The sequence below is a fragment of the Ktedonobacterales bacterium genome, assembly GCA_036557285.1.
Lineage (GTDB): Bacteria > Chloroflexota > Ktedonobacteria > Ktedonobacterales > DATBGS01 > DATBHW01.
Window position 1 is genome coordinate 83653 of the sequence record DATBHW010000021.1, and the last position, 14809, is coordinate 98461.

Here is a 14809-nt window from a genome sequence, read left to right on the forward strand (position 1 = left end):
TTGCAGAGCTATAGGTGAAAACAAACGCAGCATCTAGATTAGCGATTGCCCTAATATCCCCACTTGCCGCAGGTAGACCTGACGCGCCGTACAGCTCTCTGCGAAGAAAGAGATGAGCTGCGGAAAGAGATCCTGCAATTCGTGTAAGGTTTGTTCGCCTTCTTTATCCGAAAAGTCAACGGTGCGGAGCGTTCGCATTGAGAAAGTAACTGCGTCCCAAGACTCCCTCTGACCTGCCATGAGCCGGGTTGAACACGAATACAGCAACAGATAGAGACCGAACGTGGAAGGTATCACGGCGACGACCATGGCACATATTGGTCGGAGCGGTACCTGCGTGCTGATGGTCAGCAAGACGGCGGAGTTGTAGTGTCTCTCCATTTCGCTAACCCCATCCAATATCCGTTGAGTTTGGGGGTAGAGCACTGCCATGATGCTGCCGGACGATATGGTTTCAGTCCTATATACTCGGTTCAGATCTACCGCCTGCTTGATCTTTGAGTTCTCAATATACTCCGCAAGCTTGAGATTAAGCGGGCATGCCCGGATTGACTGACGCTTTACGGAAATGGTCACTACTTCCTCTAACTGCTCATGGTACTGACGCTCCTGGCCCTGACACCATCCGTAGATTATTTGCACCAACTTATCGCCGAGCGCCAGCTTTTCCTGTTGTGATGGTGCCACGAAGTTTCTCTCGGTAGGATCGTCTTGCAGCAGGGCGCGGATGTCCGTAACGAACTGCGGAACCTTCTCCGGTCTGGGCTTGAGCTGCTCGACGGGCGTCTCCTGTACCTTCGCTAATTCGGGCGGTACCTGGGCGGCAGGTATAGACCGTACCGTAGCAAGTACCTGATCGCCCGCGTGATTGCCGTCTCGGACCGGCGTCTGTTGCAGCCCGCGCTCTTTCGTGATCTCAATCGTATTGAGGACGGTGTAAGTGACCAAGGAGTTGAGTGTGATAATGTCGGTGTCGGGTACTTTGGCTTCGCCGCTGAGGCCTTTGATAAGGCAATACGAGAAAATGCCATGCTTCAGGGCATGATCTTCGTTGGCATACTCGTCCTCCTTGCAGGCTGAAAGCGTCGCCCATCCCTCCGCTTCAATAAGGAAATGCCGGCGGATATCTGGACCCACTGGTACCGCCCGCGCGCCCATCTTTCCGGAATGGCAGGCATCGAAGAACCGCAGCCTGAGTCGTGCCTTTGATTGACTAAATGCCTCATTGACCATATTCAGCGGTATGCTCGTGGCCGGGATAACCGCGCGCCTGAATTCGTTTGTGAGCAGATAGCTATCTTTATCGTCCCGCGTCCCATGACCGGCAAAAAAGAAAAGGATCGAGTCTTCTTCAGTAGCAAGGCTGCTCATGGTGGCAATTGCGGCGAGTATGTCTTCGCGGCGAGTGGCTTTGGCGGCCGCGTGCGAGCCATCTGAGAAGAGGGTGACATGGGCCGGGTCATACTCGCAATAGGTTAACAGCGCATCATAGAACGCCTCAGCATCCGCTGCACAAAATGACAGACTATCAATATTTGCCCCTGAGTAATTATCGATACCGACGACAACAGCATAGCGCTTCGCGCTGTTGGTCGTAGCGTTTCTGTTCGCCAGGGGCGGCTGCGGTACCTCATCCACCGTTACACTTCCTGCTTTCTAAGAGTCCTGAAGAACGACGCCATAGCATTATATACACCTCTGAAGCTGTCTTGCTTGCACTTGGCTAGAAGTACCGTTGGTGCAGTGTCAGCAATGCCCAAGCTAATCCAACTGCTCCGAATGCCTGCTCCTACAGTCAAGGAATGAATAGATAACGGCCTCTACATCCGCAGCCGTCTTGCTGACTAGTAGGCTCACATTGACAAGCAAGCAGTGTTATGCTAAAGTCTTGCTTATGGCAGAAACCAGCCACTCGGCAAGGCACAATCAACATGACGAGCGTTCCCTACCTGAAAGAGCTTCTCGGTATGTGCAAGGCAGGCTAGACACCCTAAACACACGACTGCGAGAGCTACAACATACAACCGACTATCTTGCAGGCGGTACGATAAACGAAACAGTCAAGAGTGACGGTCTCACCGATATAGGGCGATGCCGTAGAGATATTGCTCTCGTTGAGTCCGCCCGTGCTGCCGCTGAGCGTGGCGACAACACGGTTCTTGGTTCGATTTTGGCCGAGGATATTCACGCCACTGGTGAAGAAGCTGCCTATTGGCAAGGGCGAATGAAACCCATGCGTCCTGAAGACCGCCAGCAAAATCCTCATCAAATCGAGGCAATGCGCGGTGATCGTGTTTTCGCTAGAGCGGTACGTATTGCTTCTACCCCAAACATTACCCCTGAGGCTGCTCAGGACGCCCAAGAGATTATGCTAGAGACTGAGCGCGGCAATGTGCTGAATGAGATGGAAGCCCGGGCTGCTGTGATTAGAGAGTTCCAGGGCATTCAGTCAGATATAGGCTATCCAGTTACTCCTTCGGTGCTGGATCAGCCGCCAGTTCCGCAAGCTAAGTAGCCGCTGGTTATCTATATCAAAAAGAGCCGGGAAATAACCGGCTCCTTTCTTTTACCCGCCGTGCCAAAAACGAACCTATATGAAGCGGCTTCCAGGTACGTAAAGGCCGCGAGCAGCATCAGATTGAGTGCTGGTACCATAACCCATACCGGAAACTATGTCTCTATTGCTACCCGCGCCACTGGCTTTTGATACCCGCCTTACTCATCAAGATATCAAAATCGCGCATGCAGCGTTACCCCCATCCCTGCATTCTTCTGTCAAGTTGAGGTTTACCCCAAACTGACGTCAGGTAAGGACGCTATTATATGTCAGTTTAGGGTACTTTTTGGCTTTTCTTGACGTATGTTCGCTAATGTCATAGACTTCAATTAGACAGAAAGGGGGATTTGCATGACTGGACAACGCATTGGCTACGTTCGCGTCAGTTCGATAGACCAGAACACCGGCAGGCAACTGGAGGGCGTGCAGGTTGACCGGACGTTCACCGATAAAGTCTCTGGCAAGGACACCAACCGCCCCAAACTTCAGGAGATGCTGGAGTTTGTGCGCGAAGGCGACACCGTGGTGGTACATAGCATGGACAGACTGGCGCGCAATCTCGACGATCTGCGGCGCATGGTCCGGCTGCTCACCAAGAAAGGCGTGGCCGTCGAGTTTGTCCACGAGCACCTCACGTTCACGGGCGAGGACACCCCGATGGCTACCTTGCTCTTGTCAGTCATGGGTGCCTTCGCCGAGTTTGAGCGGGCTTTGATTCGGGAGCGCCAACTGGAAGGTATCGCCCTGGCAAAGCAACGGGGAGCCTACAAAGGCCGGAAGAAATCACTGTCTGCGGCAGCAGTCGTGGACATCCGCCAGCGCCTCGTGGCAGGCGGTGTCACCAAAGCACAACTAGCCCGCGAGTTTGGGGTGAGCCGGGAGACGCTGTACTCGTCGTTACGCGAAGCAGCGCAAGGCGTACCGGGAAAGAGCAGGGAGTAAACCACTCAATCTATGACACAGTTGCCTAGCCCTTAAGCAACTCCTCAAGGCAAGCATCCATTTTTTCACTGATCGTCTCAAGCATTTCCTCAGTTTTGCTAAATTCACTGGCAAAGGATGCTTCAAGGGCCTGTTTTATCGGTAGCCAATATGAGGCAATGACATCCCGGTAAAAGGCACTTTGCTCCGGCCTATTATCAGGAGCGTGCAACTGATAATCTGGGGGAATAGGAGTTAGGAAACCAGCATGCCGAGCGAGCGGTTCAAAAATGAAGCGATAAGCGATAGGGAGCATCGCAGATTTCCTCATAGAAGCAGGCATCCGCGATAGGGCAGGGTCGTGCACCTGGTGTGACGCTTGTGCCAGAGAATCTGACAGTGATGCTCCATACTCGCTATACCAGGGCGTAGGCTGCCCCTGGGCATCACGTACCATCGGAAACTGACCTAAAAAGGTGTTCTTCAAACGCGCGACAGCGTATTCGTCATGCAGCATATTACAAGTAATAAAGAGGTCGCTGGCATAAGGGTCTTCTCCATGTGGATGGAGATACCCTCGACGCTGCCAGGTCTGGTGATAGAGGCGGCAATGATAGAGTTCTTCCAAGAGGGTTAGTATCCTCACATGGAGCGCTTCTTGCCCTGGCCGAAATACTGCCTTCCGAATCAAGATCACGCATGAGAGATCGCCCGTTTGCTCGATGGGGACGGCGACGCCTTCTGGGTAATGCGATCCTGCTTGATAGGGTTTTCCTGTTAATAGTTGGATGCGCTCGGCAAGAGCATCATCTGCAATGATGCGAATTTCTTTCAGGCTTTCTCCCGGAGCAATATGAGTAGCATATGCCTGGAGTAACTCAGTAAATTCTGTCATTTGCTGAGGGGATACCTGCACCTCCCAATAAACGTTTATTTCGGTCATTAGCAATCTCCGAGAGAAGCCATCCAGGTCTCTTGCCTTGAAGCAACCTGAATTGAACATCATGCCGCACAACGGCTAACCAGACTATGTTTTAGAGAGAGTGTACCATAACCTTGACTGCCAGGATGGCTACCCTTGCTTATTAATAGGCAACCTGCCCTTAAAATATCCATGTCTTGTCAATCCGGCATACTCGTTCCCGCTCGCCTGTCAAGGAATTTATTCATAGGCACAGAACGGGCCGCCTGTATACTGCTGGTAATTCCCGATTACACCGTATCCCCTAAACATCAGCGGCGATGACCCCGCCGCTGATTCTCTGCAATAGCCAGGCGACCACCTAAAAAATGAGCGAAGGAGGCTCATGAGTGAGACCATTCCCCAAGGACAAACCCCCAGCGAACACCGGCCAGCCCCGGTAAACCTGGAAACCATCATCCGCGACTACTCTCTGGACGCCCTTGCTGCCATTGAGCAACACGCCCCAACGCCGTACACCAAGGCTGATATGGCCCGCGCCGCCTATGACGACGAAGCCGAACGCATGCGCGGCTACAACGACGGCCGCGAAGACACGCTTGAGGTCGCCAGGCACTTCCTGGGCGGCGGCGACAAGCCAATCCCGCAGGGCAAAGACGCCGAAAAGGTACAGGCCATCCGAGAGTTCATGCCTGGCGCTGTCTTAGGTACAGAACTGACGCCGTTCCTCACCGACGAGGAAGTGCTGGAGTATGTCAACCTGAAAGATCAACTGGCCGCGCTGCATAACGCGGCCTTTGAGCGGTGGAAGCGGAACAAGAGAAGCGCTGATAAACCGAGCGAGACTGAGCGGTGAGCGGCGACTACCTACGCTTGCCGGAAGACCGATTGACCGAAACCCAGGAGAGGGCATTAGGCGCTCTCTGCCTGCGCTACCACGTCGAGTACAACCCCGATCACTACCTGCCAGCCTTTGATTTGCCGAAAGGCTGGGTGTGCGGTTGGGTCGGCGGCCCGGCCTTGCAGGAAACGCGGCGTACCGTCTTTGTCGGCTGCTCGCCGGAGGGGGAGATACATTCGTAATGGAAAACATCCCTGATCTGCCTCCACCCCCACAGCGCCCCCCAGGCACTATCCGCCTTGTTTTGGCCGTGTCTGTACCGGCCGACGAGCAGATCAACGACTATATCGCCGTCTCAGATATTGAGCCTCCCATTACCCACGAACGGTTATGGCGGGCCACCCGGCGCATGGCGAACTACATCATGCGCGGAATGATCGAAGCGGGCACGGTAGATCCTGCCAGGGGCAATCCAGAAGGAGCCGAATAACTCTATGGAACGCATGGAAGGCGAGCCGGGACTCTACACCTGGAACGTCTACCACGAACCGGCGGATACTGACGAACTGGCGCGATTCATCGGTATTATCTTGGCCGAGACGATGGTCTTGGCCCTCGATAACGCGGCGCAATACTACGAAATACCGTCATACGACCTGGTGGTCAGACGAAGTGATCTGGAAGCGCAGGAACCATTATAGCCACCTATCAAACCACTCATTGAGCCAGTGGTGCTCCACCAACCAGCGTACAAACTCCAGCTGCCGCTGCATACGCCGGTGCTCTTGCACTTCAGGACAGCGTAACGACACCTCAATCAGCTTGTCCACTTCGATTTCGTTGAGCCAGCCCTCCTCGCCCGACCAAGCGACGGTATCTGCCAACTCATCATCACGGTCATCCCAGAGGTCGCCTTCCATAGCTGAGAGACAGGCTTAGGCTTCTTCCGGTTGGGTAAGGGCGATGTGGCCGGCATACTGCGCAATTCGTCCGGCTCTCAGGATCCGCTCTGTCGCTGAAAATACCTGTCGTATGGCATTGTCCGGCGGTTTCTCGTTATCCAGCCAGTGCTGGATGTAGCCCCGGCTTCTGGTGGCAGTGTCTTCATCGAGCCGTCCCAGCTCGTTCATGCAGATGTAGGCCGTCGCTTCGGCCTGGAACTCTTTAATGCCCCGGTGCTGCGCGTACTCGTGCAAGTTTACGCGGTCAGTGTGCTCCAGGACAATATGCCCTATCTCGTGAAAGCGCGTTTTATCAGGGTTGACAGCCACCGGATTGATCGCCATCTCCCGGCCGCGCGAGTAGCCCTGCATGTTACCATTCGTCTCCTCAAACGGCACGTCGGTGATAGCGAGCTTGCCGAGCGCTTGGGTAAAGTCCCACCCTGGTATCGGGGCAGGTGGTAGTTCCTTGCCAACAGTCTGAGACAATCCAAAGACGCCAGGGATTTGCTTGAAGCCAATCAGTTTCTCGACTTTCTCGCCCGGCTCTTTGCCGTCCATATTGACGATTATCGGTACGATAATCTCTTTGGCCCTTTCGCCGCGCATCACCTGACGGCCGAGGGACTTCCAGCGGTTGTAACTGGCTACCGGCTCACGGACACCCTGCATCATCAGGAGCATCATATTGAGGAATGAATAGTCGTGGAAACGGTTGTAGGTGCTGCCCAGGTCGCCCTCGGTCGTGATAGCCTGTTCGATCAGTTTTGACCAATCAACAGCACTGGGCGGCAGGGTGCGCTCGGACATATTGGCCGTTAGCGTAGCAAACTGACGAGAGGTATACAGTAAAAAAAGTAACTGAACAGCTGGCGCTGTGAACTCGATAGGGATCTGTATACCTACCAGAAGATGCCAGTGCAGGAAATATGCGGCACGCTCCATATTGGAAAAAGTACGCTGTATCGGTATATCCAGGGTTGAACCTGCACGGGCTATAGCTCTAGAAATGCGCAGAAATCAATGGGCACAAATAAGTGTCCATCACTCATTAGGAAGCGCCGCGATTAGCTGCACAAGCGCGGGCCAGCTAGAACCCACCAATCGATGGTCTTCTGGTAGCTCAAGATCACCTGCCAAAAACAGCACTGCCAAGTAAGGGTCATCTTTTGGCAACTGGCGCACAAAATTAGTAGCAAGGAGACCTGCAATATCATAAGCCAGGAAATCAGCTTCACCAGGGTATTTTTGCCACCTGGACACCTGACGGTCGAGAAACAACCGCAGCGCACGCTTTTTTTCAATAAGGGGAAGAGCGTTGTTCAGGACAAGCCCGACCTCGATAGCATCAGTAGAGTATCGATGTGATGGTATCTGCACATTACCAGTATATGCCAGATACAACAGGAGCCGCCCATGCAGGACGGCTCCTGTTTGCGCCCGCAGCGGCTAGCGCCCGTTAATGGCAATATCTCCCAGGAAGCGAAACAACCCTGAAGGGGTGTTAGCGTAGACGTTGCCTTGAGCATCGCGCACGAAGTCATATACCGGGCCACCCAGCCCCTCGTGCCAAACCACATGCCCATGCTGAGGAGCGCCAGGAACACCTATAAACGTCTCTTGTTGGCCGGTAGGGAACGGGCCATTCATACGAGGGCCACCGCCGAAAGCCTGATATTTGTCGAAGCTCACTTGCTCACCTCTCTGAAGGAGCGACAAAAGCTAACGCTTGCTTTTGCCAACAACTGCAAATCCCGAGGCTACGAGCACGCGCTACAAGGCGGGGATACTGAGATTCCCTACAATCTCAGAGAAGCTACGTGAACGACTTAACGTACATGAATGAGACTAGGTACCTTCGTCACATCCACCTGAGCAACATATAACAGAGAATCTGTTCTAAATGCAATACCGTCCTGTTGGTTGTCACACAACGTGTCCTACATGGTGAGTAACGATCAGCCTTGGCTACTACGCTTCTCCTGCTGCTTGCAGATCAATATTTCGGCCCGCAAAAATTGATCTGCCGCCAAATATACCTGCCGTATGGCAGGTTGTGATATGCAAGCTCGTTCGTAGCCTCTCAAGTCATTCCAAGAATGGTGTCAGGTAGTAACTGTTTCGCTCATATAGGTAAGCTCCCAGCGGCCATCGTAAATCTTCTGTGCGTCGCCATCACGGCCAGGGCCAACCCATCCACCAGTAAGCTGCCGGTAGTCTTTACTAACAACTAACTCAAAAGAGCCTCTGTACATCATTCCTTTGAATTCGCCGTAAGGTGACGTTTGTTCCCACCATTTGCCAGTTGCTATATTGCCTTCGATGGTAAAGCGTGCCACCATAGACGATTGCTCTTTGTTCGGCAGACTATGCAACACAAAACCGTCGTCTTCACGTTCAATACGGACGAGGTACTCACTGGTCTCTTCTTCTCCAGGGCGGATGTTACTTGGGAACCAGTAGCGGCAGTGCCAAATGCCCGATACGTTGGTAGCGGTGAACGGACCAGGCGGTCCGGCTTGATCTATGGGAAGTACGCTGCTTCCTGGTTTGCTACTGCCTCTAATCGTCCGGCGGTGAGCCTTCGCCAACTGTTCCAGTTGCGCCCCGGTGAGGTAGTGCGCCCGTTGGTCGTACTCCATCCTTTGTGTAGCGACCAGTTCACTCCACCCGGCACGGGCAATCCAGTTGACGAGCGTCCCCTTGGATATGCCGAGTTTTTGCGCCGCCTCGAGCAAGATATATCGCTCTTCTTCGGCCATGCTTCACCTCTATTGCATACATTTTGGCCTCAGTATATACACATCTCGCTGAGTTTTGTTGGATAGATGCAAATTAAATCCAAATCGATTGATTTTTGCACCTAATGATGTTATAGTTACTACCGAAGAGTATAAAAGCGCGGCGTTGGGATATAGGTGATCCCGAACGCCGCTGGAGCGTAACACCTGATCAGGTCAGGCACTAGCCCTAATGTTCTTAACGGCTAGAGGTCGCCAGCGTGCAGCGCTCTAGCCGTTTTGTCTGGCCGCGCCGTTGAAGCTCAAAGAAAGGCGGTGGCTATGGACGCTTCCAACCAGCCAACCTCTACATCGCAACCTGTAGGCCGTCTACAGCGCCTCTACCGCGCCTGGAAAGGCGACCAGGCCGCCCAGAAGCGCACCATTGAACGCCAGAACCTGCGGCATATTATCCAGGCCTCCGGACATGAATACCTGGCGTTTATCCTCATGCTGGCCGCTGCTGGCGGCTCGCTGCTCTTCTTTCTGGGCCGCTACTACGGCAGCTCCGCGCCGCTGTATATCGTCATACCGGCAGCGGCGGCACTAGCGCTTTCCATCGAGTGGAGTACCCTGGTTTTCGGCCAAGATATGCAGGACAGCCTGACGCTCCACCAGCCTGCAATGTTCCTGCTGAATCTGGTGAAGGCGCTCATAGCGTACGGCGTGAGCGTCTTCATGATGGCGAACGCCGCGTCAGTCGTCTGGGCGCCCCTCGACAACTTGCTCGGCATTGACCCGAAGACCTGGGCCTGGGCGCTAGCGGTCACCGTTTTTGGCGTTCAGTTCCTCTTGAAGCTCACCCCGGAACGGCCCAAGGCCGCCAAGAACATCGTGGCCGTTTCCCACTTCGTCGCCATGATGGCACCAGACGCCACGCCAGAGCAGCAAATCATGATGGCGTCGCGCATGCTGGCGGCGTTCGCTGAACCGGAGCAGCCGCAGCCGAGGGTCGTGGCCGCTAGCGATAACCATCATCTCGTACCACTCCCCAAACAGCAGCTTGCGCCGATCTATATCGGCCGTGACGAAAGCGAGGGCAGCGCGGATGACGCAGACCCCTTTCGCAGCTAGCAAGCTCGACGGTGCCAAATCTTTCCTACAGGCTGCACTGGCTGACGGCCCGCGCCCGGCCGCCGTCGTAGAGGCCGAAGGAATAGCTAAGGGCATTACGCACACCACGCTGCAAGCTGCACGGCAGCGGCTGCACGTCAAGAGCAAGCGCCAGGGCAATCAATGGGTATGGATACCGCCTGCCGCGTGGCCGGTACCCCAGCCGGTGGCTGAGTAGTTGTCAGGAAGGTACGCAAGGTATAGACGTAGATACGAACCGTATCTTTCGTATCTCCCTCGACTAAAGGGATGAAGCCGTGGAACATAACTTCGCCCGCTGGCTCTTTTTTGGCTGTATAGCGATGGTAGCGCTGATGGTAGTTATCGTACTCTGGCAAGTGCTTACTTGGCTTGCCATTGGCATCGCCGCCGCAATCGTCATCAGTATCGCCTTCCGGCTGTGGCTCGGCTGGCGCAGGGGTATGCGGCAGGACCGGCTCGATGAAGCCGAAGCAGTGAAGGCCGAAGCCGCCGCACAAGCCGCTCTGGCCGACGCAGACAAGAAACGCGCCGAAGCCGCCGCCGCCTGGCAGCGCATCCGCCTGATACCAGCTAACTATATCGGCGCGATGATCGACCACCCCAACCAATCCAGCTTTTATAACGTCTGGACGTACAAGCAAGAAGTGTCACCGGCGCTGAAACCATTGGTGCAGCCGCTGGAGCCGGTAGTCGAGGCACTGCCTGAGCCGCGACCACCAGGGCCGCTGGATTTAGCGCAGGTACTGACGACCTTTACGCCCTCTGCTGGACGTATCCTGCTTGGCATGACGGCGCAGGGGCTTGTTACCTGCGCCTTGGAGGGGCTATCTCATGTGGCGCTGGCGGCCCCGACTGGCGGGGGTAAAAGCGCGATTATGCGTCTGCTGCTCGCGCAAATCCTGGCTTGTCAGGCGACCGTATGGTTAGCCGACCCGCACTACACGGCCTTAGACTCCAGAAGCGGCGAAGACTGGAGGATGATTGCCGTGCGGCTTGCCAAGCCGCCCTACACTCAGCCCCGCCAGATTAAAGACATGCTCGTCTGGCTGCTCAGCGAAATGCACCACCGCTACGAACTCCGGGCGCAAGGCCAGCCCTGGGGCGCTCCGTGCTATCTGGCGATTGACGAGTGGCCCGCTATCTTGTCGGAGCTAGACAAGCAAGATACAGCCGAAGTAGTTGCGGCCACCGGCAAACTCTTGCGCCAAGGCCGCAAAGTGGACGTGCATCTGATAACCAGCAGCCAGGACTTCCTGGTCGAGACAATTGGCTCAGGCGGTGAGATGCGAGCCAACCTCCGCACCGCCTACTTTGCTGGTGGCGGCTTGGCTACGGCTCGCGCCCTGCTTGACCAACAAATAAAGCTGCCGGATGCGCCATTAGGCAAGGGATTAGTGCTGCTCAGAAGTGAGGAAGCCATGCCCGTACCTTCCCTGGTGCGCGTACCATACGCCAGTAACGAGGCGCTGTATAGATTACTACCGATGAGCCAAGGTGTGCCACCCTTGCCGCCGCTACCGATGAAAGTTTCTCCCGATTCTCTCGCCCCAGATGCACCGACGGAGCCTGCCTCTGGGGTATTCCTCTCGCCTCTGGAGAGAGAAAAAAGAGAGAAAGCCAGTGAACGCGCCCGCATCCTGGAATTGCACGAACAAGGCTTCAAGCCATATGTCATTGCCCGGCAATTGGGCAGGGCGGGCGCATATACGGAGTTTGTCAAGCAGGTTATAGCAGAAGAGGAGACCGACACCAATGGCACGCAAGCTTGATATAGCGCGAGTATGGCTGAGAGCAGCCCTTAGCGACGGGGAGGCCCATGTAGCCAGCGAGTTACTGGCCCAGGCCAAAGCGGAAGGTATCAAGGTCAGGACGCTACAGTTGGCCGCCAGCTACGAAGCCGCTATTAAGGCGGTGTACGGTTCTAAGGGCATTCAGGCGTGGCAGTGGAAGCTCAAATAAAGGAGACACTGCACCAGAAATCAGCAGAACTGGTGCGATGTTTATTCAGATGATCAAAACTGGTGAGGTGACAGATGCACATTGTTGACAGGTCTGCCCGAGTATCCGCTGACGCCCAAGATGATACCTCCTCCGTCCATGCCCGCAAGCGGGCGGTCATTTATTGCCGAGTCAGCACCGATAAACAGGAGAGGGACGGCGAGAGCTTGGACTACCAAGAAGAGAAGTGCCGTCAATATGCCGGGCTGCATGACATAGACGTCATCCTCGTGCTCCATGAGTCCAAGAGCGGGTTCATCCACTACAGCTTGCGAGAAAAACTGACCGTTGCCCGTCAGATGATCCGCGATCACCTCGCCGACGTGATTATCGTCTTTGACCTGCGCCGCTTCGCCCGGAACTTCGTCCACTCCGCGATGATCTTTGAGGAAATCGAATCGAACGGTGGCGAGATCGTCTCGGTCAGCGAGAACATAGATAACAGCCTGACCGGCAAGCTCATCCGTTCCATCCTGGCATGGAGCGCCGAGAGCGAGCGAGAGAAGATCGTCGAGTACGCCAACCGGCACTGGCAGACCCGGCTGGCACATGACTTGCCGCTGGCGACCGGGCGGGCACCCTATGGCTGGGAGTGGGCAGATAAGGAGAAAACCGCCTACGCCGTGAACAGAGAGGAAGCCACGCTACGCCGCTCCCTGTTCCATTTGTTTGTGGAACTGGATATGAGCCTGCGCGGCATCGCCCACAAACTGACCGAAGATGGCGTCCTGCCGCCTGCCGCAGCGCGCGGCTGGAAAACCAGAACAGTCGCCTGGCAGCCCTCGACCGTGCATAAGCTGCTGCGGGATACGGAGAATATCGGAGTGCTGCGAATCTGCAAGAGCACGAAGGCTCTGACCGCCCGGGGTACGGAGACGAGAAAGCCGAACGGCAACATGAAGCTGCTGCCGGGGGCTATCCCTCCGCTCGTACCCATTGAACTCTACGAGCGCGCACAGTTGAAGCTGAGAAGTAATCGCGCAGATAAAAGCCACCGCCACCGCGTACCAGAAGACTTCCTGCTCAAGGGACACATCTTCTGCAAAGTCTGCGGCTATCGGATGAGTGGCGGCTACAAGGTACATGAGTACGACCGGCAGGCGTACTACCGCTGCTGTAAGGCCAGTAACAAATACTATGCCTGCCCTGAACTCACCGAGATCACGGCAAGTAAGCTGGATGCAGTCGTCTGGGCAGAGTGCTGCCGGGTATTCGAGCGCCTGGACCTCATCCGCGAGACGATTGAGGGCAGCATTAAACAGTCGCTGCAAACGATGTTGGAAGACACGCGCGGGGAGCAGCTCGTCACGCAATTGGAGCAGGAACTGGCTTTTGTCCGCACTGAACGCGCCAAGTACCCGGAGGGAAGCTACTACTATAACCTCATCGGGCAGGACGTCAGAATGAAAGAGGAGCGGCTGAAGCGGTACGTAGAGGAGTACTCGGCCTCACGCGATATGGAGAGCCTCGTCGGTCATTACCGCAGCAGCATCCTGAACTTCTTGAACTTCCTGAACGTGATGCAAGGCCGGTATGCCGAAGCCACCTTTCAGGAGAAGCGCAACGCGCTGGAGGTGCTGGGCGTGCATGTCGATGTCCGCCCCACGCCGGTAGCGAAGCCACAAGTCGCGTTTGTAGAGACGGAGAAAGAGTGGCTGTCGCTCACCGAAGCGGCCCAGCTTTCAGGCGTCAGCGAGAAGATTATCTGGCATCGGGCGGGTAAGGGTGAATTCGCCACGTCTAAACGTGAGGAATCCCGGCGCTGCACCTTCGTCCATCGGGACGAATTCAACCGCTTTCTCGCCACGCTCACGATCCGGCCACGGCAGGGGCGAGATGATGTCACTTCGCGGGTGGAGATTTCGTACTCCCCAATGTTCGCAGGTGTTCAATCATCGTTACATGAAAACTATCAGCCTGTGGGGGCTTTCAAGGTTCGCGGCGGAATCAATTATCTTTCTCAACTTCCCGCCGAGGCGCGGATGCGCGGCGTGATTACTGCCTCTACCGGGAATCACGGCCAATCCATCGCCTATGCCGCCCGGCTCTTTGGCGTCCCGGCGCGCATCGTTGTGCCGGAACGCTCCAATCCTGGCAAGGTGGCCGCCATCGAGGGCATGGGCGCGAAGATTATCGTGCATGGCAGCACGTTCGACGAGGCGCGGCTGCACTGCGAGGCGCTTGCACAAAGCGAAGGCTATCGTTACATCCATTCCGCCAACGAGCCACTGCTGATCGCCGGGGTAGCGACGGGGCCGCTGGAGATGCTAGAGGATGAACCCGACCTTGACGCGCTGATCGTGCCAATCGGTGGCGGCAGCGGCGCGGCTGGCGCCTGCATTGTCGCCCAGGCCATCAACCCGGCCATCGAAGTCATCGGCGTGCAGGCAGCAGCATCAGCCGCAGCTTACGAGTCCTGGCGCGCACGACGCCTCGTAGAAGCAGCAAACCAGACCTTTGCTGAAGGCTTAGCCACCGGGGTTGGATTCACTATGACCCAGAGCATCCTCCAGGAAGGGCTGCGCGACTTTGTGCTGGTGGAAGAAGAAGAGATTTTGCAGGCGATGGTCTGGATGATTGAATATGCCCACACCCTGGCAGAAGGCGCTGGCGCTTCTCCGCTGGCAGCCGCCTATCGGCTGCGCGAACGACTACAGGGCAAGAAGGTGGGGCTGGTCTGCTCAGGTGGAAACACCTCGCTCGCCCATCTGGAGCGCGCGCTGGCTGCATCTCGCTCCACGAAGCAAGCCTGAT

General features: G+C 55.7%; 17 protein-coding genes. 10 read left to right on the plus strand and 7 right to left on the minus strand.

Annotated features, from left to right (window positions below):
- Window positions 1-33: 33 nt before the first annotated feature.
- A complete protein-coding gene (locus tag VH599_07370; GenBank protein ID HEY7348126.1) occupies window positions 34-1638 on the minus strand; it encodes a caspase family protein in 1605 nt (534 codons plus the stop codon).
- Window positions 1639-1894: 256 nt separating this feature from the next.
- Here VH599_07370 and VH599_07375 point away from each other — a divergent pair, with 256 nt between their 5' ends.
- Both VH599_07375 and VH599_07380 read left to right on the plus strand, forming a co-directional pair.
- Window positions 1895-2515, plus strand: a complete 621-nt coding sequence (locus VH599_07375) for a hypothetical protein (GenBank protein HEY7348127.1) — start codon at window positions 1895-1897, stop codon at window positions 2513-2515.
- Window positions 2516-2908: 393 nt separating this feature from the next.
- Complete coding sequence (locus VH599_07380; GenBank protein ID HEY7348128.1) at window positions 2909-3499, plus strand: recombinase family protein; 591 nt, start codon at window positions 2909-2911, stop codon at window positions 3497-3499.
- Between the two features lie 25 nt (window positions 3500-3524).
- Here the strand turns inward: VH599_07380 and VH599_07385 are convergent, their stop codons facing one another.
- Window positions 3525-4421: a hypothetical protein gene (locus tag VH599_07385; GenBank protein HEY7348129.1), complete on the minus strand. Its 897-nt coding sequence runs from the start codon at window positions 4419-4421 to the stop codon at window positions 3525-3527.
- A 364-nt stretch (window positions 4422-4785) separates the two neighbouring features.
- Here VH599_07385 and VH599_07390 point away from each other — a divergent pair, with 364 nt between their 5' ends.
- Genes VH599_07390 through VH599_07405 form a run of 4 tightly spaced genes read left to right on the plus strand, consistent with a single transcriptional unit; the run spans window position 4786 to window position 5942 of the window.
- Window positions 4786-5256: a hypothetical protein gene (locus VH599_07390; protein HEY7348130.1), complete on the plus strand. Its 471-nt coding sequence runs from the start codon at window positions 4786-4788 to the stop codon at window positions 5254-5256.
- Window positions 5253-5483, plus strand: coding sequence for a hypothetical protein (locus VH599_07395; GenBank protein HEY7348131.1), 231 nt, complete (start codon window positions 5253-5255; stop codon window positions 5481-5483). The genes VH599_07390 and VH599_07395 overlap by 4 nt, the downstream gene beginning before the upstream one ends.
- Entirely contained in the window at window positions 5483-5731 is a 249-nt protein-coding gene (locus tag VH599_07400; protein HEY7348132.1) for a hypothetical protein, read from the plus strand. Before VH599_07395 ends, VH599_07400 begins: the two co-directional genes overlap by 1 nt.
- Before the next feature lie 4 nt (window positions 5732-5735).
- Window positions 5736-5942 (plus strand): hypothetical protein, encoded by a 207-nt coding sequence (locus VH599_07405; protein HEY7348133.1) that lies wholly within the window; start codon window positions 5736-5738, stop codon window positions 5940-5942.
- On the opposite strand, the gene VH599_07410 is transcribed toward VH599_07405, so the two are convergent.
- From VH599_07410 to VH599_07430, 5 genes are all read right to left on the minus strand, one after another.
- The gene (locus VH599_07410) at window positions 5937-6161 is read right to left on the minus strand and encodes a hypothetical protein (GenBank protein ID HEY7348134.1); all 225 of its coding nucleotides are present in this window, start codon (window positions 6159-6161) and stop codon (window positions 5937-5939) included. The two genes, VH599_07405 and VH599_07410, sit on opposite strands and share 6 nt — an antisense overlap.
- Before the next feature lie 15 nt (window positions 6162-6176).
- A complete protein-coding gene (locus VH599_07415; protein ID HEY7348135.1) occupies window positions 6177-6992 on the minus strand; it encodes an ArdC family protein in 816 nt (271 codons plus the stop codon).
- A gap of 234 nt (window positions 6993-7226) precedes the next feature.
- A complete protein-coding gene (locus VH599_07420) occupies window positions 7227-7586 on the minus strand; it encodes a hypothetical protein (protein HEY7348136.1) in 360 nt (119 codons plus the stop codon).
- A 45-nt stretch (window positions 7587-7631) separates the two neighbouring features.
- Complete coding sequence (locus VH599_07425; protein ID HEY7348137.1) at window positions 7632-7874, minus strand: hypothetical protein; 243 nt, start codon at window positions 7872-7874, stop codon at window positions 7632-7634.
- Window positions 7875-8287: 413 nt separating this feature from the next.
- Entirely contained in the window at window positions 8288-8944 is a 657-nt protein-coding gene (locus VH599_07430; protein ID HEY7348138.1) for a hypothetical protein, read from the minus strand.
- Between the two features lie 300 nt (window positions 8945-9244).
- On the opposite strand from VH599_07430, the gene VH599_07435 reads away from it, so the two are divergent.
- The 4 genes from VH599_07435 to VH599_07450 all read left to right on the plus strand — a co-directional run bounded on the left by VH599_07435 (window position 9245) and on the right by VH599_07450 (window position 14808).
- Window positions 9245-10036: a hypothetical protein gene (locus tag VH599_07435; GenBank protein HEY7348139.1), complete on the plus strand. Its 792-nt coding sequence runs from the start codon at window positions 9245-9247 to the stop codon at window positions 10034-10036.
- Window positions 10037-10332: 296 nt separating this feature from the next.
- Entirely contained in the window at window positions 10333-11826 is a 1494-nt protein-coding gene (locus tag VH599_07440) for a hypothetical protein (protein ID HEY7348140.1), read from the plus strand.
- On the plus strand, window positions 11810-12016 hold the full coding sequence (locus VH599_07445; GenBank protein HEY7348141.1) for a hypothetical protein: 207 nt from the start codon (window positions 11810-11812) through the stop codon (window positions 12014-12016). The genes VH599_07440 and VH599_07445 overlap by 17 nt, the downstream gene beginning before the upstream one ends.
- A gap of 74 nt (window positions 12017-12090) precedes the next feature.
- Window positions 12091-14808, plus strand: coding sequence for a pyridoxal-phosphate dependent enzyme (locus VH599_07450; GenBank protein HEY7348142.1), 2718 nt, complete (start codon window positions 12091-12093; stop codon window positions 14806-14808).
- The last annotated feature ends 1 nt before the right edge of the window (window position 14809 follow it).